Annotated in this window: 19 protein-coding genes, 1 tRNA gene and 1 pseudogene; 13 read left to right on the forward strand and 8 right to left on the reverse strand. The window is 68.4% G+C overall.

Annotated elements, in window-relative coordinates; all coding sequences use genetic code 11:
- Position 1 precedes the first annotated feature (1 nt).
- Genes yidD through rpmH form a run of 3 tightly spaced genes read right to left on the reverse strand, consistent with a single transcriptional unit; the run spans position 2 to position 893 of the window.
- Positions 2-367, reverse strand: coding sequence for a membrane protein insertion efficiency factor YidD (gene yidD, locus ACH4DZ_RS13860; protein WP_107020403.1), 366 nt, complete (start codon positions 365-367; stop codon positions 2-4).
- Positions 364-735, reverse strand: a complete 372-nt coding sequence (gene rnpA / locus ACH4DZ_RS13865) for a ribonuclease P protein component (RefSeq protein ID WP_210881459.1) — start codon at positions 733-735, stop codon at positions 364-366. The genes yidD and rnpA overlap by 4 nt, the downstream gene beginning before the upstream one ends.
- 20 nt (positions 736-755) lie before the next feature.
- A complete protein-coding gene (gene rpmH, locus ACH4DZ_RS13870) occupies positions 756-893 on the reverse strand; it encodes a 50S ribosomal protein L34 (RefSeq protein ID WP_003967884.1) in 138 nt (45 codons plus the stop codon).
- Between the two features lie 418 nt (positions 894-1,311).
- On the opposite strand from rpmH, the gene dnaA reads away from it, so the two are divergent.
- From dnaA to ACH4DZ_RS13920, 10 genes are all read left to right on the forward strand, one after another.
- A complete protein-coding gene (dnaA, locus tag ACH4DZ_RS13875; RefSeq protein WP_398287286.1) occupies positions 1,312-3,210 on the forward strand; it encodes a chromosomal replication initiator protein DnaA in 1,899 nt (632 codons plus the stop codon).
- Positions 3,211-4,234: 1,024 nt separating this feature from the next.
- Entirely contained in the window at positions 4,235-5,365 is a 1,131-nt protein-coding gene (gene dnaN, locus ACH4DZ_RS13880) for a DNA polymerase III subunit beta (protein ID WP_307538664.1), read from the forward strand.
- Between the two features lie 129 nt (positions 5,366-5,494).
- The gene (gene gnd, locus ACH4DZ_RS13885; RefSeq protein WP_398287287.1) at positions 5,495-6,370 is read left to right on the forward strand and encodes a phosphogluconate dehydrogenase (NAD(+)-dependent, decarboxylating); all 876 of its coding nucleotides are present in this window, start codon (positions 5,495-5,497) and stop codon (positions 6,368-6,370) included.
- A 102-nt stretch (positions 6,371-6,472) separates the two neighbouring features.
- A complete protein-coding gene (gene recF / locus ACH4DZ_RS13890; protein WP_398287288.1) occupies positions 6,473-7,597 on the forward strand; it encodes a DNA replication/repair protein RecF in 1,125 nt (374 codons plus the stop codon).
- Entirely contained in the window at positions 7,594-8,151 is a 558-nt protein-coding gene (locus tag ACH4DZ_RS13895; RefSeq protein WP_398287289.1) for a DUF721 domain-containing protein, read from the forward strand. Before recF ends, ACH4DZ_RS13895 begins: the two co-directional genes overlap by 4 nt.
- 322 nt (positions 8,152-8,473) lie before the next feature.
- Positions 8,474-10,534 (forward strand): DNA topoisomerase (ATP-hydrolyzing) subunit B, encoded by a 2,061-nt coding sequence (gyrB, locus tag ACH4DZ_RS13900; RefSeq protein ID WP_398287290.1) that lies wholly within the window; start codon positions 8,474-8,476, stop codon positions 10,532-10,534.
- A gap of 42 nt (positions 10,535-10,576) precedes the next feature.
- The gene (gene gyrA, locus ACH4DZ_RS13905; RefSeq protein WP_398287291.1) at positions 10,577-13,204 is read left to right on the forward strand and encodes a DNA gyrase subunit A; all 2,628 of its coding nucleotides are present in this window, start codon (positions 10,577-10,579) and stop codon (positions 13,202-13,204) included.
- Between the two features lie 18 nt (positions 13,205-13,222).
- Positions 13,223-13,954, forward strand: coding sequence for a DUF3566 domain-containing protein (locus tag ACH4DZ_RS13910; protein ID WP_398287292.1), 732 nt, complete (start codon positions 13,223-13,225; stop codon positions 13,952-13,954).
- A gap of 234 nt (positions 13,955-14,188) precedes the next feature.
- A tRNA-Ile gene (locus ACH4DZ_RS13915) sits at positions 14,189-14,265 on the forward strand.
- A gap of 98 nt (positions 14,266-14,363) precedes the next feature.
- Complete coding sequence (locus tag ACH4DZ_RS13920; RefSeq protein WP_398287293.1) at positions 14,364-14,717, forward strand: VOC family protein; 354 nt, start codon at positions 14,364-14,366, stop codon at positions 14,715-14,717.
- A 175-nt stretch (positions 14,718-14,892) separates the two neighbouring features.
- Here the strand turns inward: ACH4DZ_RS13920 and ACH4DZ_RS13925 are convergent, their stop codons facing one another.
- From ACH4DZ_RS13925 to ACH4DZ_RS13940, 4 genes are all read right to left on the reverse strand, one after another.
- Entirely contained in the window at positions 14,893-15,567 is a 675-nt protein-coding gene (locus tag ACH4DZ_RS13925) for a hypothetical protein (RefSeq protein WP_398287294.1), read from the reverse strand.
- Positions 15,568-15,688: 121 nt separating this feature from the next.
- A complete protein-coding gene (locus tag ACH4DZ_RS13930; protein ID WP_398287295.1) occupies positions 15,689-16,234 on the reverse strand; it encodes a WhiB family transcriptional regulator in 546 nt (181 codons plus the stop codon).
- 4 nt (positions 16,235-16,238) lie between these two features.
- Positions 16,239-17,489, reverse strand: a complete 1,251-nt coding sequence (locus ACH4DZ_RS13935; protein ID WP_398287296.1) for a BN159_2729 family protein — start codon at positions 17,487-17,489, stop codon at positions 16,239-16,241.
- A complete protein-coding gene (locus ACH4DZ_RS13940; RefSeq protein ID WP_398287297.1) occupies positions 17,486-18,169 on the reverse strand; it encodes an RNA polymerase sigma factor in 684 nt (227 codons plus the stop codon). Before ACH4DZ_RS13940 ends, ACH4DZ_RS13935 begins: the two co-directional genes overlap by 4 nt.
- A 632-nt stretch (positions 18,170-18,801) precedes the next feature.
- On the opposite strand from ACH4DZ_RS13940, the gene ACH4DZ_RS13945 reads away from it, so the two are divergent.
- Together ACH4DZ_RS13945 and ACH4DZ_RS13950 are read left to right on the forward strand one after the other, a co-directional pair.
- Entirely contained in the window at positions 18,802-19,209 is a 408-nt protein-coding gene (locus ACH4DZ_RS13945) for a helix-turn-helix domain-containing protein (RefSeq protein WP_398287298.1), read from the forward strand.
- A gap of 219 nt (positions 19,210-19,428) precedes the next feature.
- Positions 19,429-19,665, forward strand: a complete 237-nt coding sequence (locus ACH4DZ_RS13950) for a hypothetical protein (protein ID WP_398287299.1) — start codon at positions 19,429-19,431, stop codon at positions 19,663-19,665.
- A gap of 549 nt (positions 19,666-20,214) precedes the next feature.
- On the opposite strand, the pseudogene ACH4DZ_RS13955 reads toward ACH4DZ_RS13950, so the two are convergent.
- Positions 20,215-20,494: pseudogene (locus tag ACH4DZ_RS13955) on the reverse strand (DUF6344 domain-containing protein); the annotation flags it as partial.
- Positions 20,495-20,844: 350 nt separating this feature from the next.
- Between ACH4DZ_RS13955 and ACH4DZ_RS13960 the strand changes: the two are divergent.
- Entirely contained in the window at positions 20,845-20,973 is a 129-nt protein-coding gene (locus tag ACH4DZ_RS13960; protein WP_351638128.1) for a DLW-39 family protein, read from the forward strand.
- Positions 20,974-21,051 lie beyond the last annotated feature (78 nt).

Here is a 21,051-nt window from a genome sequence, read left to right on the forward strand (position 1 = left end):
ATCAGGCTCCTTGAGCATGGGACGGGGTCTCGGCGGCCGGGCTTGAGGGATGGTTGGACATACCGTGCCCCTCGGTGGCCGGTTCGGCGGCGGAGTTCCCGCCCTTGCGTGCACGCCAGGCGTTGCGCGGCATCTCGTGCCACCGCGGACGCTTGCGCGGCGGGACATGGTCCACACCGCCCAGCGACCACGGATTGCACCGCAGGATGCGCCAGGCGGTGAGTGCCGTTCCCTTGATCGCACCGTGCCGGTCGATGGCTTGGTACCCGTAGTGGGAACACGACGGGTAGTACTTGCACACCGGCCCGAGCAACGGGCTGATGGTCCACTGGTACATCTTGATGAGAGCCAGCAGCGGGTACTTCATCGCGCGCCCCCTCCCAGCAGCCGCTCCAGGGCGGCGTCCAGGTCTCGGGCCAGCTGTGCATGGTCGGCGTCGCCCGCACCGGGCAGCGCTCGTACGACTACCAGGCTACCGGGGGTCAGCCGAGCCACTCGCGTACGCATCAGATGGCGAAGCCGACGCTTCACCTTGTTGCGTACGACGGCTCCGCCCACGGCTTTGCTGACAACGAAACCCGCACGCGTCGGGGGAGTGCTCTCCCCAGGCACGTGCGGGTCTGTTGCACCGCTACGAAGGTGGACGACGAGGAGCGGGCGTCCAGCCCGGCGTCCTCGGCGTACCGCGGTCGCGAAGTCCTCGCGCCGCCTCAGCCGATGCTCGGTAGGCAGCACGTCATGACCTGTTTAGGTAATCAGGCGGACAGGCTGCTGCGACCCTTGCCACGGCGGTTCGCGAGAATCGCGCGTCCGGCACGGGTACGCATCCGCAGGCGGAAGCCGTGGGTCTTGGCGCGACGGCGGTTGTTCGGCTGGAAGGTGCGCTTGCTCACTCGGGGGCTCCAGAAAGAATCGGTGGCGGCGGAGTGCCGTCCTGGCTGTCACCGTGCGCCAACGAGTAGCTCGCATTACGCCCGAGTGCACCGCTTCCCGATCACTCTTCGCGATCTGTGCCCATCGGAGGCAGGCGGCAGCAGCCATCGACAACTCGACCTGGTCACGGTACGCGCGGCTACGCCATCCGGTCAAACCGGCGCCGCCCGGGAGACACTGTCCACAGGCTGGGGACAACAACTTGAACCGCATGGGTCGCCCTGACTACCGTGGCCGGACTCCGGTTCGTTTCCTTCTCTCCGCTCCATCTCATTCGTTCCGGCCGCTCCAGCGGCTTCGTCCACCCCGTTCACCGAGTTCCAACCCGACCCGTCCCAGGAATCACACGTTCGTGGGACCCGTGAGAGAGCGTGCCCTGTGGCTGACGTACCTGCCGATCTTGCCGCAGTGTGGCCACGAGTATTGGAGCAACTTCTCGGGGAGGGCCGCGGGCAGGGTGTCGAGACGAAGGACGAGCACTGGATCAAGCGCTGTCAGCCGCTGGCGCTGGTGGCGGACACCGCACTGCTCGCCGTCCCGAACGAGTTCGCGAAGGGCGTCCTCGAAGGGCGCCTCGCGCCGGTCGTCAGCGAAACGCTGAGCCGCGAGTGCGGCCGGCCGATCCGTATCGCGATCACGGTCGACGACTCCATGGGGGAATCCCCGGCACCGTCGTCGCCGCCCGTCCAGCAGTCGCAGCGTTACGAGGAGCCCGAGCGCCCGCCCTCGCAGGGCCGCGACGGCTACCGCGGGTACGGCCGCCATCGCGCGGACGACCGCATGGACGACCGCATGGACGACCATCCGCAGGGCCGCCCCGACCAGCAGCCGCCCTCCCACGAGGACCAGCTCCCGACGGCCCGCCCCGCGTACCCCGACTACCAGCGCCCCGATCCGGGTGCCTGGCCGCGGCCCTCGCAGGACGACTACGGCTGGCAGCAGCAGCGGCTCGGCTTCCCCGACCGCGACCCCTACGCGTCCCCTCCGCGGGACTACCGGCAGCAGCCGGGCCGCTCGCCGTACGACCAGCGGTCCGACTACGAGCAGCAGCGGCCCGACTACGACCAGCCCCGCTCCGACTACGACCAGCGTCCGGGCCGCCGTGACCGGTCCGAGCCGCCGTCCCCGTCCGGCATGGGCCATGTCCACCGCGGCGGCCCCGTCGGCTCGTCACTGCCCGCCTCCAGCGGCGCCCCGGGCCCGCTGGCCGCGCAGCCGGCGCCCGCGACGGGGCCCGGTGAGCCCACCGCGCGACTCAATCCGAAGTACCTCTTCGACACCTTCGTCATCGGCGCCTCGAACCGTTTCGCGCACGCGGCCGCGGTCGCCGTCGCCGAGGCGCCGGCCAAGGCCTACAACCCTCTGTTCATCTACGGGGAGTCCGGCCTCGGCAAGACGCACCTGCTGCACGCGATCGGGCATTACGCGCGCAGCCTCTACCCGGGCACGCGGGTGCGGTACGTGAGCTCCGAGGAGTTCACCAACGAGTTCATCAACTCCATCCGCGACGGCAAGGGCGACAGCTTCCGCAAGCGGTACCGCGAGATGGACATCCTGCTCGTCGACGACATCCAGTTCCTGGCGGACAAGGAGTCGACGCAGGAGGAGTTCTTCCACACCTTCAACACGCTCCACAACGCGAACAAGCAGATCGTCCTCTCCAGCGACCGGCCGCCCAAGCAGCTGGTGACGCTGGAGGACCGGCTGCGGAACCGCTTCGAGTGGGGTCTGATCACCGATGTCCAGCCGCCCGAGCTGGAGACCCGTATCGCCATCCTTCGTAAGAAGGCGGTGCAGGAGCAGCTCAACGCCCCCCCGGAGGTGCTGGAGTTCATCGCGTCCCGCATCTCGCGCAACATCCGCGAGCTGGAGGGCGCGCTGATCCGGGTGACGGCGTTCGCGTCGCTCAACCGGCAGCCGGTCGACCTCGGTCTGACGGAGATCGTCCTCAAGGACCTGATTCCCGGCGGTGAGGACTCGTCCCCGGAGATCACCGCCCCGGCGATCATGGCGGCCACCGCCGACTACTTCGGCCTCACCGTGGACGACCTGTGCGGCTCCTCGCGCAGCCGGGTCCTGGTGACGGCCCGCCAGATCGCCATGTACCTCTGCCGCGAGCTCACGGACCTCTCCCTGCCGAAGATCGGCGCGCAGTTCGGCGGCCGTGACCACACGACCGTCATGCACGCCGACCGCAAGATCCGTGCCCTGATGGCGGAGCGCCGGTCGATCTACAACCAGGTCACCGAACTCACGAACCGCATCAAGAACGGCTGACACTCAGCGCGATACGTCGGCGAAGGCGCCCTCGGGACTCGTTCCCGAGGGCGCCTTCGCCGTTCCGGCAGCAGAGGCTCCGACACCCTTTTCACCCTCTTCAGGCCCCCGGAACCACCCCCGCACCCCTCCCGCACCCCTCCCGCACCCCTCCCGAACCCCTCCCGAACCCCTCCCGAACCGCGTCCGGGACCCTCCGGACCCCCGCCAGGAGCCGTTCCGCCGTTACCCGACAGCCATCAGCTGTTCGATTACGCGCCTGGTTACGGGCGCCCTCCACAGATTCGGGGACTTTCTTGTGTCCACACCCTGGGGACTGCGAAGTTGTCCAGATCGTGTCCACAGGGACAGCTGCTGAAAGAGAATCAGCCCAGCTCAGTGCCCTGTGGATCCGTGGACAAAAGATGTCCACAGCCTGTGGACAAAGAAATGATCCACAGGCTGCGCGGGAAGTTGTCCACCGGCGACCCACAGGCTAGGGGCAGTTGTCCCCAGTGATCGTCAGCTTCTCCACATCGCTGTCCACTGTTCGGCAACACGACGCGCGTTCTCACCGGGTCGAGTGAAAGGCGTCACACGAAGGTGCCGGGTTGGGCTGTGGGGAACGTGGGTAAAGCTGGGGACGGCGCTGGGGACAACTACCCCCTTCCTGTGCACGGAGTGTGCAGAACTTTTCGCCGTCCACAGAAGAGGCGTGTTATCCACCGCCTCCACCCACAGGGTCGGTGGACAAAAAAGCGGCCCTGACCTGCAAAAACGGGGTTATCCACGGTATCCACAGCCCCTACTACTACTGACAACTAGAGAGAGCCTGAGAACCGTTTCGAAGTCTGGGCTGTGCACAACTCTCGCTCGGAGCCTCGACTGCCGCTCGGAACGACTTGACCCCGAGAGGCACCGACTGTCAGTGCGGTGCGTCAGACTGGTCCCCGGCGTCCGGCCCATCGGTGGGCTCAGCGACGCCGAGTCAGACGACGAAGACCGAGCAGGGCGAGAGCGCCGGCAACAGACGGAGGCGGCAACGGTGAAGATCCGGGTGGAACGCGACGTACTCGCGGAGGCAGTGGCCTGGGCGGCACGCAGCCTCCCGGCCCGTCCACCGGCGCCTGTGCTGGCCGGCCTCCTTCTCAAGGCCGAGGAGGGCGCGCTGAGCCTCTCCAGCTTCGACTACGAGGTCTCGGCACGCGTCTCGGTGGACGCGGAGATCGACGAGGAAGGCACGGTGCTCGTCTCCGGCCGCCTGCTCGCCGACATCTGCCGTGCCCTCCCCAACCGGCCGGTGGAGATTTCCACAGACGGTGTACGGGCGACCGTGGTCTGCGGCTCCTCCCGCTTCACCCTCCACACACTGCCTGTGGAGGAGTACCCGGCGCTGCCGCAGATGCCGTCCGCGACCGGCACCGTCCCCGGTGAGGTCTTCGCCTCGGCCGCCGCCCAGGTGGCGATCGCGGCGGGCCGCGACGACACGCTGCCCGTGCTCACCGGTGTGCGCATCGAGATCGAGGGCGACACGGTCACCCTGGCGTCCACCGACCGTTACCGCTTCGCGGTCCGTGAGTTCCTGTGGAAGCCGGAGGACCCGGAGGCGTCCGCGGTCGCCCTGGTGCCCGCCAAGACGCTCCTGGACACCGCCAAGGCGCTCACGAGCGGCGACAGCGTGATCCTGGCGCTGTCCGGCTCCGGAGCCGGTGAGGGCCTGATCGGCTTCGAAGGGGCGGGCCGGCGTACGACCACGCGCCTGCTGGAGGGCGACCTCCCGAAGTACCGCTCGCTGTTCCCGACGGAGTTCAACTCGATCGCCGTCATCGAGACCGCACCCTTCGTGGAGGCCGTCAAGCGTGTGGCCCTGGTCGCCGAGCGCAACACCCCGGTGCGGCTGAGCTTCGAGCAGGGCGTGCTGATCCTGGAGGCCGGCTCCAGCGACGACGCACAGGCTGTGGAGAGGGTCGACGCCCAGCTGGAGGGCGACGACGTCTCGATCGCCTTCAACCCGACGTTCCTGCTCGACGGGCTGAGCGCCATCGACTCCCCGGTCGCGCAGCTCTCCTTCACGACGTCCACCAAGCCGGCGCTCCTCAGCGGCAGGCCCGCGCTGGACGCCGAGGCGGACGAGGCCTACAAGTACCTGATCATGCCGGTGCGGCTCAGCGGCTGACGAAGAACCGCAGGTGAGGGCATACGTCTGAGCGGCTATGCCCACAGGTGTGCAGGAGAGTCCGGGTTTAGGCTCGGGCGCAGGTACGAAAGTGCCCTCCTGCCACCTCGCTAGTGAAGGAACAACCTGATGGAGCTCGGTCTCGTCGGCCTCGGCAAGATGGGCGGCAACATGCGCGAGCGCATTCGCCGCGCAGGCCACACCGTCATCGGATACGACCGCAACGCGGATCTCGCCGATGTCCACAGCCTTGAGGAGCTTGTGGGCAAGCTCAAGGGTCCGCGGGTGGTGTGGGTGATGGTTCCCGCCGGTGCCGCGACGCAGTCCACCGTCGATGAGCTCGCCGCTCTCCTTGAGCCCGGTGACGTGGTCGTGGACGGCGGCAACTCGCGCTGGACGGACGACGAGAAGCACTCCGAGGAGCTGGCGGCCAAGGGCATCGGCTTCGTCGACGCCGGCGTCTCAGGGGGCGTGTGGGGCCTGCAGAACGGCTACGCGCTGATGGTCGGCGGCGACGCCGAGCACATCGCCAAGGTCCAGCCGGTCTTCGACGCCCTCAAGCCCGAGGGTGACGCAGGGTTCGTGCACGCGGGCAAGGTCGGCGCCGGGCACTTCTCCAAGATGGTCCACAACGGCATCGAGTACGCCATGATGCAGGCCTACGCCGAGGGCTGGGAGCTCCTCCAGGCCGTCGACTCGGTCACCGATGTGCGCGAGGTCTTCCGTTCCTGGCAGGAGGGCACGGTGATCCGTTCCTGGCTGCTCGACCTGGCCGTCAACGCGCTGGACGAGGACGAACACCTGGAGCAGCTGCGCGGCTTCGCGCAGGACTCCGGAGAGGGCCGCTGGACCGTCGAGGCGGCCATCGACAACGCGGTACCGCTGCCCGCGATCACCGCGTCGCTGTTCGCCCGGTTCGCGTCCCGGCAGGACGATTCGCCGCAGATGAAGATGATCGCGGCACTGCGCAACCAGTTCGGCGGCCACGCCGTCGAGAAGAAGTAGCCCGGAGGCGGTCCGGAGGATTCCGGCGGCGGTTCGGGAGAAGAAGCAGTCCACAGGTCCGCTCCGCGGATCCACAACTCCGGGGGAGGTCGGCGAACGACCATGCACGTCACGCATCTGTCGCTGGCCGACTTCCGCTCGTACGCCCGGGTCGAGGTTCCGCTCGACCCGGGCGTCACCGCGTTCGTGGGGCCCAACGGACAGGGCAAGACCAACCTCGTCGAGGCGGTCGGCTATCTCGCCACCCTCGGCAGCCACCGGGTCTCGTCCGACGCGCCCCTCGTGCGGATGGGCGCCGAACGGGCGATCATCCGGGCCAACATCCGCCAGGGCGACCGCCAGCAGCTCGTGGAACTGGAGCTGAACCCCGGCAAGGCGAACCGCGCCCGCATCAACAGGTCCTCGCAGGTCAGACCCCGTGACGTGCTCGGCATCGTACGGACCGTGCTGTTCGCGCCCGAGGACCTGGCACTGGTCAAGGGCGACCCCGGCGAGCGCCGTCGGTTCCTCGACGAGCTGATCACCGCGCGCTCCCCGCGGATGGCGGGCGTGCGCTCGGACTACGACCGGGTCCTGAAGCAGCGCAACACCCTCCTGAAGTCGGCCGCGCTGGCCCGCCGCCACGGCGGCCGCACGATGGACCTCTCCACACTCGACGTGTGGGACGAGCACCTCGCGCGCGTGGGCGCCGAGCTGCTCGCCCAGCGGCTCGATCTGATCGCCACGCTCCAGCCGCTCACCGACAAGGCGTACGAGCAGCTCGCGCCCGGCGGTGGGCCGGTGGCCCTGGAGTACAAGCCCTCCTCACCCGGGATCACCGGGCACGCGCGCGAGGAGCTGTACGAACAGTTGACGGCGGCCCTGGTGGAGAGCCGCAAGCAGGAGATCGAACGGGGGGTCACCCTCGTGGGCCCGCACAGGGACGAACTACTGCTCAAACTCGGCCAGTTGCCCGCGAAGGGATACGCGTCACACGGCGAGTCCTGGTCGTACGCGCTGTCGCTGCGCCTCGCCTCGTACGACCTGCTGCGGGCCGAGGGCAACGAGCCGGTGCTGGTCCTCGACGACGTGTTCGCCGAGCTGGACACCCGTCGCCGCGAACGCCTCGCCGAACTGGTCGCCCCCGGCGAGCAGGTACTGGTGACGGCCGCGGTCGACGACGACGTGCCGGGCGTGCTGACGGGGACGCGGTACGCCGTGTCCGAGGGCGTGGTGGAGCGCGTATGAGCGAGAACACACCTGACCCGAGGAAGATGCCGAAGAAGACCCCGGAAAACGCTCCCGAGCCCTCCGGGGTCGATCTCGCGCGCGTGGCTCTGCGCGCGGCGAAGGAGCAGGCGCGCGCGCGTGGGAACGCGGCGCGGGACAAGAAGCAGGCGCGTCGTGGCGGTCTGCGCTCCGGCGCGCACGCCGACGGGCGCGATCCCATGGCACTCGGCTCGGCCATCAACCGGCTCATCACCGAGCGCGGCTGGGAGACCCCGGCCGCCGTCGGCGGGGTCATGGGCCGCTGGCCGCAGATCGTCGGGGACGACCTGGCCAACCACTGCGTACCGGAGAAGTACGACGAGGACGAGCGGGTACTGGTCGTGCGGTGCGACTCGACGGCCTGGGCCACCAACCTGCGGCTGCTCGCTCCGCAGCTGGTCGCCCGCCTGAACGAGGACCTCGGGCACGGCACGGTGAGGCTGATCAAGGTGCTGGGCCCCGGGGGTCCCGCCCACCGCTACGGCCCCTTGCGCGCCCCCGGCAGCACGGGTCCCGGTGACACCTACGGGTGAGCCAGACCGGACGGTATGCCGTCCGTAGCGCGGGGTTGACACCCGGAAGCGCTGAGTGCCGCTCTGCGCCTCTTTGAGCCCGGGTCCACATATGGGGAGTCGGTGGAGACCGGTTCAGGGCGGCACATGCGGACTCAGGTACCGGCAAACCCCCATCACTGTCGGCGCTACCGGTAGACTGGAAGCTAATCCCGCCCCACTTGTGGGACACACCGAGCAACGCTGACAAAGGCTTACCGACGTAACACGCCGCAGCCGCTCCGGACACCCTCCCCCGAGGGGACCCGGAGCTTGGCTTGTGCTGTGCCAGAAAGGGCGCTTCGTGGCCGATTCCGGCAACCCCAACGAGAACATCCCGTCCACCGACGCGGCCGCGAAAAGCGGGTCTCACTCCTCGAACGGCGAGGTCACGGCCTCGTACGATGCCAGCGCCATCACCGTCCTCGAAGGTCTGGACGCGGTCCGCAAGCGACCCGGTATGTACATCGGCTCGACCGGCGAGCGTGGACTGCACCACCTCGTGTACGAGGTGGTCGACAACTCCGTCGACGAGGCGCTGGCCGGCCACGCGGACACGATCGACGTCACGATCCTTCCCGACGGCGGTGTCCGCGTCGTCGACAACGGCCGTGGCATCCCGGTGGGCATCGTCCCCTCCGAGGGCAAGCCCGCCGTCGAGGTCGTACTGACCGTGCTACACGCGGGCGGCAAGTTCGGCGGCGGCGGTTACGCGGTCTCCGGTGGTCTGCACGGCGTGGGCGTCTCCGTCGTGAACGCGCTGTCCACCAAGGTGGCCGTCGAGATCAGGACCGAAGGACGCCGCTGGACGCAGGACTACAAGCTGGGCGTCCCGACGGCCCCGCTGGCCGAGCACGAGGCCACGGACGAGACCGGCACCTCGGTCACCTTCTGGGCCGACGGCGACATCTTCGAGACCACGGACTACTCCTTCGAGACGCTCTCGCGGCGCTTCCAGGAGATGGCGTTCCTCAACAAGGGTTTGACCATCAAACTCACTGATGAGCGCGACTCGGCGAAGGCCACCGCGGGTGCCGACGAGGCCGGTGCGGACGACGTCGAAGAGGTCAAGACCGTCACGTACCACTACGAAGGCGGCATCGTCGACTTCGTGACGTACCTCAACTCCCGCAAGGGCGAGGTCGTCCACCCCACGGTGATCGACATCGAGGCCGAGGACAAGGAGCGCATGCTCTCCCTCGAAGTCGCGATGCAGTGGAACGGCGGCTACAGCGAGGGCGTCTACTCCTTCGCCAACACCATCCACACCCACGAGGGCGGTACGCACGAGGAGGGCTTCCGTGCGGCGCTCACCGGTCTCATCAACCGGTACGCGCGCGACAAGAAGCTGCTGCGCGAGAAGGACGACAACCTCACGGGCGACGACATCCGCGAGGGTCTGACGGCGATCATCTCGATCAAGCTGGGCGAGCCGCAGTTCGAGGGCCAGACCAAGACCAAGTTGGGCAACACCGAGGCGAAGACCTTCGTACAGAAGGTCGTGCACGAGCACATCAGCGACTGGCTGGACCGCAACCCGAACGAGGCCGCGGACATCATCCGCAAGTCCATCCAGGCGGCCACCGCGCGCGTGGCGGCCCGCAAGGCCCGCGACCTCACCCGCCGCAAGGGGCTCCTGGAGACGGCGTCGCTGCCGGGCAAGCTGAGCGACTGCCAGTCGAACGACCCCACCAAGTGCGAGATCTTCATCGTCGAGGGTGACTCCGCCGGCGGTTCGGCCAAGTCCGGCCGCAACCCCCAGTACCAGGCGATCCTCCCGATCCGAGGCAAGATCCTCAACGTCGAGAAGTCCCGGATCGACAAGATCCTGCAGAACCAGGAGATCCAGGCGCTGATCTCGGCCTTCGGCACCGGGGTCCACGAGGACTTCGACATCGCCAAGCTCCGCTATCACAAGATCATCCTGATGGCGGACGCCGACGTCGACGGCCAGCACATCAACACCCTGCTGCTGACCTTCCTGTTCCGCTTCATGCGGCCACTGGTCGAGGCCGGGCACGTCTTCCTGTCCCGTCCGCCGCTGTACAAGATCAAGTGGGGTCGCGACGACTTCGAGTACGCGTACTCGGACCGCGAGCGCGACGCCCTGATCGAGCTCGGCCGGCAGGCCGGCAAGCGCGTCAGGGAGGACTCGATCCAGCGCTTCAAGGGTCTCGGTGAGATGAACGCCGAGGAGCTGCGCATCACGACCATGGACCAGGAGCACCGCGTCCTCGGTCAGGTCACCCTCGACGACGCCGCCCAGGCCGACGACCTCTTCTCGGTCCTGATGGGCGAGGACGTCGAAGCTCGCCGCGCGTTCATCCAGCGCAACGCCAAGGACGTCCGCTTCCTCGACATCTGAGTCGGTCTCAGCTGACCGCGTCAGAAAGGATCTTCACCAGCAATGACCGACGAGACACCCATTTCCCCCTCCGGCCCGGGCATCCCCGCGGGCATGCCCGTGGGCATTCCCGTGGAAGAGGGCGCGCCCACCCTGCGTGTCGAGCCCGTCGGGCTCGAAACCGAGATGCAGCGCTCGTACCTGGACTACGCGATGTCCGTCATCGTGTCGCGCGCGCTGCCCGACGTACGGGACGGTCTCAAGCCCGTCCACCGCCGCGTCCTGTACGCCATGTACGACGGCGGCTACCGGCCCGAGAAGGGCTTCTACAAGTGCGCCCGCGTCGTCGGCGACGTCATGGGCAACTACCACCCGCACGGCGACTCCTCGATCTACGACGCGCTGGTCCGTCTCGCGCAGCCGTGGTCGATGCGGATGCCGCTGGTGGACTCGAACGGCAACTTCGGTTCCCCGGGCAACGACCCGGCCGCCGCCATGCGGTACACCGAGTGCAAGATGATGCCGCAGTCCATGGAGATGGTCCGCGACATCGACGAGGACACCGTCGACTTCACGGACAACTACGACGGCCGCTCCCAGGAGCCGACCGTCCTCCCCGCCCGCTTCCCGAACCTGCTGATCAACGGCTCGGCGGGCATCGCGGTCGGCATGGCCACCAACATCCCGCCGCACAACCTGCGCGAGGTCGCGTCCGGTGCCCAGTGGTACCTGGAGAACTCCGAGGCCTCCCACGAGGAGCTGCTGGACGCGCTGATCGAGCGCATCAAGGGCCCCGACTTCCCGAGCGGCGCCCTGGTGGTGGGCCGCAAGGGCATCGAGGAGGCGTACCGCACGGGCCGTGGCTCCATCACGATGCGCGCGGTCATCGAGGTCGAGGAGATCCAGAACCGCCAGTGCCTGGTGGTCACCGAGCTCCCCTACCAGGTGAACCCCGACAACCTGGCCCAGAAGATCGCCGACCTGGTGAAGGACGGCAAGGTCGGCGGCATCGCGGACGTCCGGGACGAGACCTCGTCGCGTACGGGCCAGCGCCTGGTCATCGTCCTGAAGCGGGACGCGGTCGCCAAGGTCGTCCTGAACAACCTGTACAAGCACACCGACCTGCAGACGAACTTCGGCGCCAACATGCTGGCGCTGGTGGACGGCGTGCCGCGCACCCTGTCGCTCGACGCGTTCATCCGGCACTGGGTGACGCACCAGATCGAGGTCATCGTCCGGCGTACGCGGTTCCGGCTGCGCAAGGCCGAGGAGCGCGCGCACATCCTGCGCGGCCTCCTGAAGGCCCTGGACGCCATCGACGAGGTCATCGCGCTGATCCGGCGCAGCGACACCGTCGAGATCGCGCGCGAGGGCCTGATGGGCCTCCTGGAGATCGACGAGATCCAGGCCAACGCCATCCTTGAGATGCAGCTGCGCCGGCTGGCCGCCCTGGAGCGCCAGAAGATCGTCGCCGAGCACGACGAGCTGCAGGCGAAGATCCGCCAGTACAACGCGATCCTCGCCTCGCCCGAGCGGCAGCGCGCCATCATCAGCGAGGAACTCACCGCGATCGTCGACAAGTTCGGTGACGACCGCCGCTCCAAGCTGGTGCCCTTCGACGGCGACATGTCCATGGAGGACCTGATCGCCGAGGAGGACATCGTCGTCACCATCACGCGTGGTGGCTACATCAAGCGCACCAAGGCCGAGGACTACCGCTCGCAGAAGCGCGGCGGCAAGGGCGTACGCGGGACGAAGCTCAAGGAAGACGACATCGTCGACCACTTCTTCGTGTCGACGACGCACCACTGGCTGCTGTTCTTCACCAACAAGGGACGGGTCTACCGAGCGAAGGCGTACGAGCTTCCCGACGCCGGGCGTGAGGCGCGCGGCCAGCACGTCGCGAACCTGCTGGCCTTCCAGCCGGACGAGGCGATCGCCGAGATCCTCGCGATCCGCGACTACGAAGCGGTGCCTTATCTGGTCCTCGCCACCAAGGGCGGGCTCGTGAAGAAGACATCCCTGAAGGATTACGATTCACCGCGTTCCGGCGGCGTCATCGCGATCAATCTCCGTGAGACGGAGGACGGTTCCGACGACGAACTGATCGGAGCCGAGCTGGTTTCGGCAGAGGACGATCTGCTTCTGATCAGCAAGAAGGCCCAGTCGATCAGGTTCACCGCGACGGACGACGCACTGCGCCCCATGGGCCGTGCCACCTCGGGCGTCAAGGGAATGAGCTTCCGCGAGGGCGACCAGCTGCTCTCGATGAATGTTGTTCGACCCGGTACGTTCGTGTTCACTGCCACAGACGGTGGGTACGCGAAGCGGACCGCTGTCGACGAGTACCGCGTCCAGGGTCGCGGTGGCCTGGGTATCAAGGCCGCCAAGATCGTCGAGGACCGCGGCTCGCTCGTCGGCGCGCTGGTGGTCGAGGAGACGGACGAGATCCTCGCCATCACACTGTCCGGCGGTGTGATTCGCACGCGAGTCAACGAGGTCAGGGAGACGGGCCGTGACACCATGGGCGTTCAACTGATCAACCTGGGCAAGCGCGATGCCGTCGTCGGTATCGCACGTAACGCCGAGGCCGGTCGCGAGGCCGAGGAAGTCGACGGGGTGGTCGACGACTCGGACGAGGTCGAGACGGTCGCCGGCACGGACGAGGGCGAGCAGTCCTCGGACGAGTAGCGCGAGGAGTGAGTCATCGTGAGCGGAGCCGCGGGCGCCGGTTCGACCGATACGGAAAAGGACGGCGGCCGTGGCTCCGCCACGGAGGCGACTGACTCCCATGACTCTCATGGATCCCAGGGGGGAACTGTGACGGACACCCGAGGCCCACAGACGCCGCAGTACGCGGCCGGTGCGGCCCCAGGATCGCCGGTGCCTCCGGGCCCGGCGACACCTTCTGGCACGGCGGTGCCGCCGGCGCCGGGCTCGCCCCTCCCGGGCGAGCGGCAGCCGCAGCAGGCCGCCCAGCCGTACCACCCGCCGCAGGCGTACGCGGCGCACACGGCGCCCGCCGCGGGCGCCGTACGCCGGCCGCGCACCGGGGCGCGCACCACGCCCCGTACGCGCAAGGCCCGGCTGCGGGTGGCCAAGGCAGACCCCTGGTCGGTGATGAAGGTCAGCTTCCTGCTCTCCATCGCGCTCGGGATCTGCACGATCGTCGCGGCCGCGGTGCTGTGGATGGTCATGGACGCCATGGGCGTCTTCTCCACCGTGGGCGGCACGATCTCCGAGGCCACCGGCTCGAACGAGTCGAACGGCTTCGACCTGCAGTCGTTCCTGTCGCTGCCGCGGGTCCTGATCTTCACGTCGATCATCGCCGTCATCGACGTCGTCCTCGCCACCGCGCTCGCCACCCTCGGCGCGTTCATCTACAACCTCTCCGCGGGCTTCGTCGGCGGTGTCGAGCTCACGCTCGCGGAGGACGAGTAAACGTTGTCACCACGGTTTCACCGCGAGAGCGCACCCCGGTCCGGGGTGCGCTCTCGCGCTGTTGGGAGCAGCGTTCCCGGGCTGCTGGAGGGTGCGTCTTCAGGCTGTTGGGGGGTGCGTTTTCGGGCTGTCCGGGCAGGCCGGGGCGGGCCCCGGATACCGATTTTGGGACTGGCCCCGTCGTGCGCTAATCTTCAGAGGTCAGCGCGCGGGACATACACCGCAGAGCGCGGCGGGGCTATAGCTCAGTTGGTTAGAGCGCATCCCTGATAAGGATGAGGCCACAGGTTCAAATCCTGTTAGCCCCACCAGTTCAAAACCCCCAGGCCATCACGCCTGGGGGTTTTTGGCATTTGTGACTCGTATCGAGCGCCTGTTCCTGAAGCGGCGGTGGGCCTAGGCTCGGCGGATGACCTTGGAATGGGAACAGGTACTTGTTCACTCAGAAGATCCGGCGGCCCTGGGGCAGTGGTGGGCCGAGGCTCTTGGCTGGGTTGTCGTCCACTCCTCCGACGAGGAGTTCGAGATCCGCCGGACCCCGGATCGCCTGCCGGGGATGGACTTCGTCCGGATCGACGAGAGCAAGAAGGTCAAGAGCCGACTGCATCTCGACTTCCGGCCCGACGACCAGGCCGCCGAGGTGGCCCGCCTTGAGGCGCACGGCGCGAAGCGCGTCGACATCGGCCAGGGTGAGCAGTCGTGGGTTGTCATGGCGGACCCCGAGGGAAATGAGTTCTGTGTCCTCGGGCAACGGCAACCGTGAGATCCCGTAGAGCGTGCGATTCCCGCTGACCGGCCGTCAGGGAACGCGCAGCGCCCCCCTGCTGTGGTGTGCAGGGGGGCGCTCACAGTCCGGTCGACGTGCCTCCCGAGCTTGTCGGCCGGAGTCCGGGGGGTAGGGGCGGGCGTGGGGGCAGGAGCGAGAGGCCTGATCCAGGTCAGTCGCTGCCGCGGAGTTCCTCGACGACCCGGGTCAGGTCGTCCTCCAGCGCCAGCATGCGTGTGTGACGGTGGATATGGGCGTACTGCGCCTCGACCTCCTGGGCGTCCCTCCACGCGCGCGTATCGGTGTCCCCGGCGGCCCGGGGCACGTGCTGGAAGAGCGGGACCTCCCGGGGTGCCACGGTCCAGGAGAGCGGCCGGCCACCGGCGACGAGGCTCAGGACGTGCCGGCCGTCTGCCGTGCCGTCGGGTGTCGGTGCCTGCGACACGACGGCGGACGACGGGTGCAGTGCGGCAAGCCAGGACAGGAGATACGCCCGCTCGCGCGCCAGGACGTCGCGCTCGCGCGCGTACGCGTCGGCGTGCCGCTTCCAGCGGGCCGTCTGGGCCCTGGACGTGCTCAGGTCGTTCCCGAGGCGCTGGAGGCGGTCGGCCGACCGGTCCGCCGCGTCGGGGGTCGCGGCGGGAGTCCGCCGGAGGATGCCGAAGAACCTGCGTGGACTGCGCGGGCTGCGTGGGCGACGTAACCGGCCTGCGGAAGCGTGGGACCCGCGTCGGCCGAACCGCTTCGGGCGGGCCTCGCGCCCGGCCGGGACGGGTGGCAGTGGAGGGGACGGCGGGAAGGGCGGGAAGGGCGGGAACGGTGGGGGCGAGGGTGAGGGAAGGGACACGGGTGCTCCGGGGGCTAGGGCGCTGGCGGGCTGAGGGGGCTGCGGAAGGGGCTTGAGGTGGCCCGTAGGGATTCGTGCGGGCACCGGGAAAATGCGGGCACTGGGAAAGCTGGTGCGGGGCTTATCCGGTCGGGCGAAGGCGGGTGGTGCCCGTTCGCCGGTACTGGCTGGCGCCCTGGGCGTTGGCGGCCCGGCAGGCCTCGTCCACGGGCTCGCCCCGGCGTACGTGCCGCTGGTACGCCGAGCGCGTGCCGCAGGGCGCCGGTTCGCTGCGGAGCGGGGGCGGCCCGGGCGGGGACGCCGGCTCGGGCGGGAGTACGGGGCCCCGCTTGAGCCGCTTCTCCAGCGCGTGGCGCTGAGGGCCGGTCAGGCCCGCGACGATTCCCCCTCGATCACACTTCGGCAGACCGTCCTCGCGTCGCATGACGGCCGCCCGGCACTCCTCAAGTACCTCGCAGGAATGACACAGGGCTCTTGCTATCGCACGGGTTCTGCCGGAGAACCACAGCTCGGGGTCCTCGTTCCGGCACAGGGCGTTCAGCTCCCACGCCCTGCTGCGGCTGTTGCGCCCGTTCTGGTTCCGGTCATGGCTCCGGTCATGGCTCCGGTCATGGTCCAGGTCCTGGTCCTGGGCGGGGGCGGTGCCTTCGGCGATCGGCGCTCTCACTTGATCACTTCTTGTCCTGTGCCGCAGCCCGGTCGGTGGTCTGGGCCGTGACCCGGTCCGCAGCCCGGTCCGCGGCCCCCCAGGTGACCGGTCCTGTGCGTACGAGTCCAACGCGCCGGGTCTTCGGTACGGGTGGTTCGCTCGCCGCGTACGACAGGACCGCAGAGGACGGGAGGGTGGGCACGGACGCCAGCGCGGGGGCGGGCCTCGGCCTCGACGGAGTCGGCATTGGCGTTGGTGCCGGTGCCGGTGCCGGTGCCGGTGCCGATGCCGGGACGGAGGGCGCGGCCGGTGTCGGTGTCGGTGTCGGTGTCGGTGTCCGAACGACCGTGAGCCGGGTTTTGGTGAGCGGGACGGTCCGGGACCGGCGCGCCTCGGGCGGGGACGGAGTGCTTGGTGAGGCGTCCGGCCGGGCTGTCACGGCCTTGTCGGGCGCTGCGGAGGGAGTTGCCGGCTCCAGTGCCACCAAGGGCCCCATCAGGGACGTCACATTGGCGAGCGTGCACCGCTCGGAACGGCCGTCCAGTGACAGCAGAGGCATGCCGCCCGGCGTCCGTCCGCCGTGGAAGTACCAGACGTCCCCGTGTACGTCCCGCTGCGGCAACGCCAGGTTGTAGACGATCCCCTCGTACTCATACTCGTACTCGGACGTCCGTGGGGCGGGTTCGATCTGCGGGGCGTGTCCGTGTCCGTGACCAGGGGCAGGACCAGGGCCAAGGGCAGGGGCAGGACCAGTGCTCGCGGGAGCGGCGACGGCGGGCCGGGGCCAAGGCGTCTGCCGCGGTTTGTGCGCGAGCACCGACACGCGGACGCCGGCCTGACGGCTCTCGCCGACGACCGCGTGCCCCAGGGGCGCCTCCGCGTCGCGCCTGATGCCGAAGTGCGCGCGCCACCGCCGCCACTGCTCCTGGTCGGGAACGCGGAGTTCGACGCGTACGCAGTCCCCATCGGCCCGGATGCCGTGGACATCCGGGTGCCCCCCGATGTGCTGCTCGATGGTGGCCGCGACCAGCCTGGCCCGCTCGCACGAGTGGTCCCAGGCGAAAGCCTGCTGCTCCAGTTCCGTCAGCTGCCCGGGTACCCGGGCCCAGGCGCCGCTCGGCGTGCGGTGCAGGACGAGTCCGAACGTCCGCTCCGGGTCCACCAGCAGGCGGGCCACGTCGAGGGCGTGGGCGACGGCCCTGGCCTGGTTCGAGGTGCTCACGGAGAGCGCCGTACGGATCACGCGTTCGGCGTGGGGCAGGTTCCTGTTCATGCCGCGGCCTCCCTCTCCGACGCCGCACGCAGTTTCTGCCTGGCCCGGAAGGTGAGTGCCTTGACCGCGCCGACGGTACGTCCCATGGCGCAGGCGGTCTCCTCGGGCGACATCTCGCCGATGAACCGCAGTTCCATGCACTGTCGCTGATGGCTGTTCAGCGTGTGCAGGGCGTTCCACACGGCCTCGTGGGTCTCGATCGTCTCCAGCGTGAGCAGCGCGCCGGACTGGGCGCTGCGGTCGTGCGCGTCGCTGTCCCCTAATTCGGAGACCAGGGTTTCCAGCCGGGAGCGCTTCGTCCGCACCTCGTCCAGGTGCAGGTTTCTGGCGATGGTGAGCAGCCACGCCGTGAAGGCCGTGCCCTGCCAGGTGAAGCTCTCGATGTGGCGCAGTGCCTTGATGAAGACCTCCTGCGTGAGGTCCTCGGCCAGGTGCCGGTTCCGGGTGCGGAAGAGGAGGTACCGGTACACGAAGCGCTGATGATCGACGTAGAGAGCCGCGAACGCCTCGCGGTCGCCGGCCCGGGCCCGGTCGACGATGTCGGCTCCGGCTCCGGCTCCGGCCCCGTCGACCTCGGCGACCCTCTCGGCCACGTCAGCCTTGGCGACCCCGTCGTTCCCGCCGGTCGTCAAGGCCGTCTGCCGGTACGGGCTGGTCTCTCGTCTGATCTGTGCGGACACGGGCTGGGTGCTCCTTCTGCGTAAGTGCTTGTGGGGTTCGTCCGGGGTTTGGGCGGGGATTTTGGCGGGTCCTGGGATGTGCCCAGGAACGAGGGCTCTGCCGGGGGCCGGAGCGCCCTTCCGGATGCGATACTCGATATCCATGTAGATGTAGATTCGTTGGGGGCGGCGGAGTGCCGGGGGTTAGGGGCGTGGGGGTGGCGAGGCGGGCTGACGGTGGTCAGCGATGGCCGCGGGGTATTGGGGGGCCAGGGGGCGGGCGTACTGTGCTCGATCCACTGGCGCTCGATCCGCCTGTGTCGTGCGCGGATGTTCCGCCGTGCCGACGATGCGGGCTGGGCTGCCCGGAGATCGCTTGATCGATGTGATCTACACTATGCATGTAGATGTAGATACGTCAAGCGTGATGGCTGCCGGTGGCACCCGGCAGATGCTGGCGGACGGCGGTATCCACGCCACTGAAGGTGTGAAGGTGCAGAGATGTGGGCGTGTCGTAGCAGTTGGGTACGACACGATGCTTTCTGTTAACGGAAACTCAACCGATCGATCTGCGATCTACTTGCACTTGTAGATGCTAATGGTCGATGCTTGAGCTTGTGACCAGGAACTTTCAGCCGAATGGGGCGTCCGACGTGGACGAGCCGGACCTGGAGCATGACCAGGGCTTCGTCGTCGAGGGTGAGGACTTGCCCGCGCTGCTGGAGCGTCTTCTCGGAGAGTCGCAGGGCAGGACACAGAAGGACCTGGCCGCGGAGGCCGGTATCTCCTATCCGACGCTCAACGCCTGGATGAACCGGACGCGTGGGACGTCCCGTATCGATCCGGAGCGGTTGCGCGCGATGGTCGAGGTGTTCCGTCGCTGGGGTGTGAGAACCACTCCGCGGGAGTTCTTCGCCTCCGTCGGCCGGCCGGTGCCGGGACCCAACGGGGACGAACGAGAAGCGCAACTGCTCAAGCTGTACCGGCAGTTGCCCGAATCGAGACAGCGTGCGCTGGTCAAGAACGCCGAAGCGATGCTCCAGCTCAGTCGCGTGATCTGACTGCCCGTACGTCGGCGGGTCCTCCTGTCGGAGCGCATGTCCTTCCGGCGGGGCGGCGCAGTGGCGTTCTCGGACTGGCAACTCTCCATGGGATATCCCAACCGCTCTCACTCAGAGAACACGTGCGGGTACGATCGGTAGGCCGCTGGCCTCCCGGAGCGGGATTTCTGCATGCCCTCATGCATCCCTGGGGAGATTCCTGTGTGCATCGTGATTTCTGTGGCGGACGACCTGCCGAAGATCGCCGTCTGGGACCCTGACGAAGTAAGCATCCTGGTCGCGCGCGGTACGCCTACCGGCGAATTAATGCGCGAGGTCGCGGCGATCCTGACGATCGACCTCGGTGCGCCGGCCTCAGTGGACGATCGTTTCGTCTGCTTCTGCGGCGCCCTGCTGGAGCTGCCGGATGAACTGGCGGCCCTGGTCGCCGTCGACTCGTCCTGCGAGCCGGTCTGACCGGAGTTCGTCCAAGCCTCCTGGAGCCGTCGCAGGGTGTCTGCGACTCGGCCGGTGGAGCGGTCGGCCGACATCGATGGCATATGCCTGTGGCGATGTTGAAAGCGCGAGGTCATACCCGAGGTGCCGAGCCGACGGCCGCCAGGACAGGAGCGTGAGCCGGCGCCGGAAGCTGGACCGGTGCCGAGGACTGCGAGGGGAACATGACGGCACTGATGGGGGCGGCATCCATGGCGGGTCCCGCCGTGTCTGCCGGGCCCGTCTGACTTGCCGGTGCCGCCGGTGCTTCCATTACTTCCGGTGCCGCTGCCCGTACGGCCTGTACCGCGGGTACGTCGACGCCGCCGGTCGTCATGTGAGTGGTGCCGCAGGGATGGGCCGGCGCAGCGACGGCATCCCTCGTAACAGATTCCCTCGCGCCGAAGTCCGTCGTATCGACGGCAGTAGGTACTGCGGCGCTCCGGGCGGCGACTACCGCCGGTGCCTCGTCCCTGTCCCGTGTGACGGCGGCGTCCGTGTCCGTCGCGTCCGTCACGTCCGTCGTGTGCATCGTGTCCGTCGGCGGGCGGTGCCGGCACGACGGTGAGGAACCGTGCGCCTCCGCGTGGATGCGCTGTTTCATCGTGGGTGGCAGGGAACTCGCCCCTGGGCGGGTCCGGATGGGCTCCTCCTGCGCCGTCGCGTTCTGCGGGGCGTAGGGGTTGCGCGCGGCCTCCGCCGCGGGTACGGCGGCGACGGCGGTCGTCGTGATCAGTCCGAGTGACGTGCACAGCGCGAGGAAGGCGGTGACGACCGCCGTCCACAGGTTCATGACCGGGTTGCGAGTCATGGTCCCTCTCTTTCGGGTGGGTCTTTCGGGTGGGTGGATTTGCATACTTTCCTCATGATGTGTATGTCGGTTGCGAAGTGACGGACCGACGCCCGTGGCGCGGCGATCTTCTGATGAACACCACTCGGATGGCCGCAATGCTCATTAAATGAGCGGAAGCATGAGGAAAGCGGGGCGAAATCACCCTCGGTGAGGATGTGATCACCCTCAGATCGGAGCGGACCGGCCCGGTCTACTGCGCTGCCCCCACGGGTAGTTGAGGCCCCGACGCAGGTCACCGATCGGTATCGGCCGGTGTGTATAGTCGGGCGCCAGAAGTCCCCAACGCCTAAGAAAGACGAGGTCTCGCGGTGAAGAAGCTTCTCCTGGTCACACTGGCCGCCATCGGCGGGCTCCTCGTGTACCGCCAGATCCAGGCGGATCGCGCCGAGCAGGACCTGTGGACGGAGGCGACCGACTCCGTGCCCACGGGTTCGTGAGTGTCGACGACAGTCTCAGTACAAACCCCGGCCGCCTTGCTGCGGCCGGGGTTCTGTGTTGTCCGGGCACCCAGGTCC

It is taken from the genome of Streptomyces sp. NPDC017991, from assembly GCF_044328075.1.
GTDB lineage: Bacteria > Actinomycetota > Actinomycetes > Streptomycetales > Streptomycetaceae > Streptomyces.

Excerpts from the sequence above, each read along its gene's own strand:
- ACH4DZ_RS13935 (WP_398287296.1), bottom strand. The coding sequence starts at position 17,489 with ATGAACAGGAACCTGCCCCACGCCGAACGCGTGATCCGTACGGCGCTC.
- gnd (WP_398287287.1), top strand. The coding sequence starts at position 5,495 with ATGGAGCTCGGTCTCGTCGGCCTCGGCAAGATGGGCGGCAACATGCGC.
- recF (WP_398287288.1), top strand. The coding sequence starts at position 6,473 with ATGCACGTCACGCATCTGTCGCTGGCCGACTTCCGCTCGTACGCCCGG.
- gyrA (WP_398287291.1), top strand. The coding sequence starts at position 10,577 with ATGACCGACGAGACACCCATTTCCCCCTCCGGCCCGGGCATCCCCGCG.
- ACH4DZ_RS13920 (WP_398287293.1), top strand. The coding sequence starts at position 14,364 with ATGACCTTGGAATGGGAACAGGTACTTGTTCACTCAGAAGATCCGGCG.
- ACH4DZ_RS13895 (WP_398287289.1), top strand. The coding sequence starts at position 7,594 with ATGAGCGAGAACACACCTGACCCGAGGAAGATGCCGAAGAAGACCCCG.
- yidD (WP_107020403.1), bottom strand. The coding sequence starts at position 367 with ATGAAGTACCCGCTGCTGGCTCTCATCAAGATGTACCAGTGGACCATC.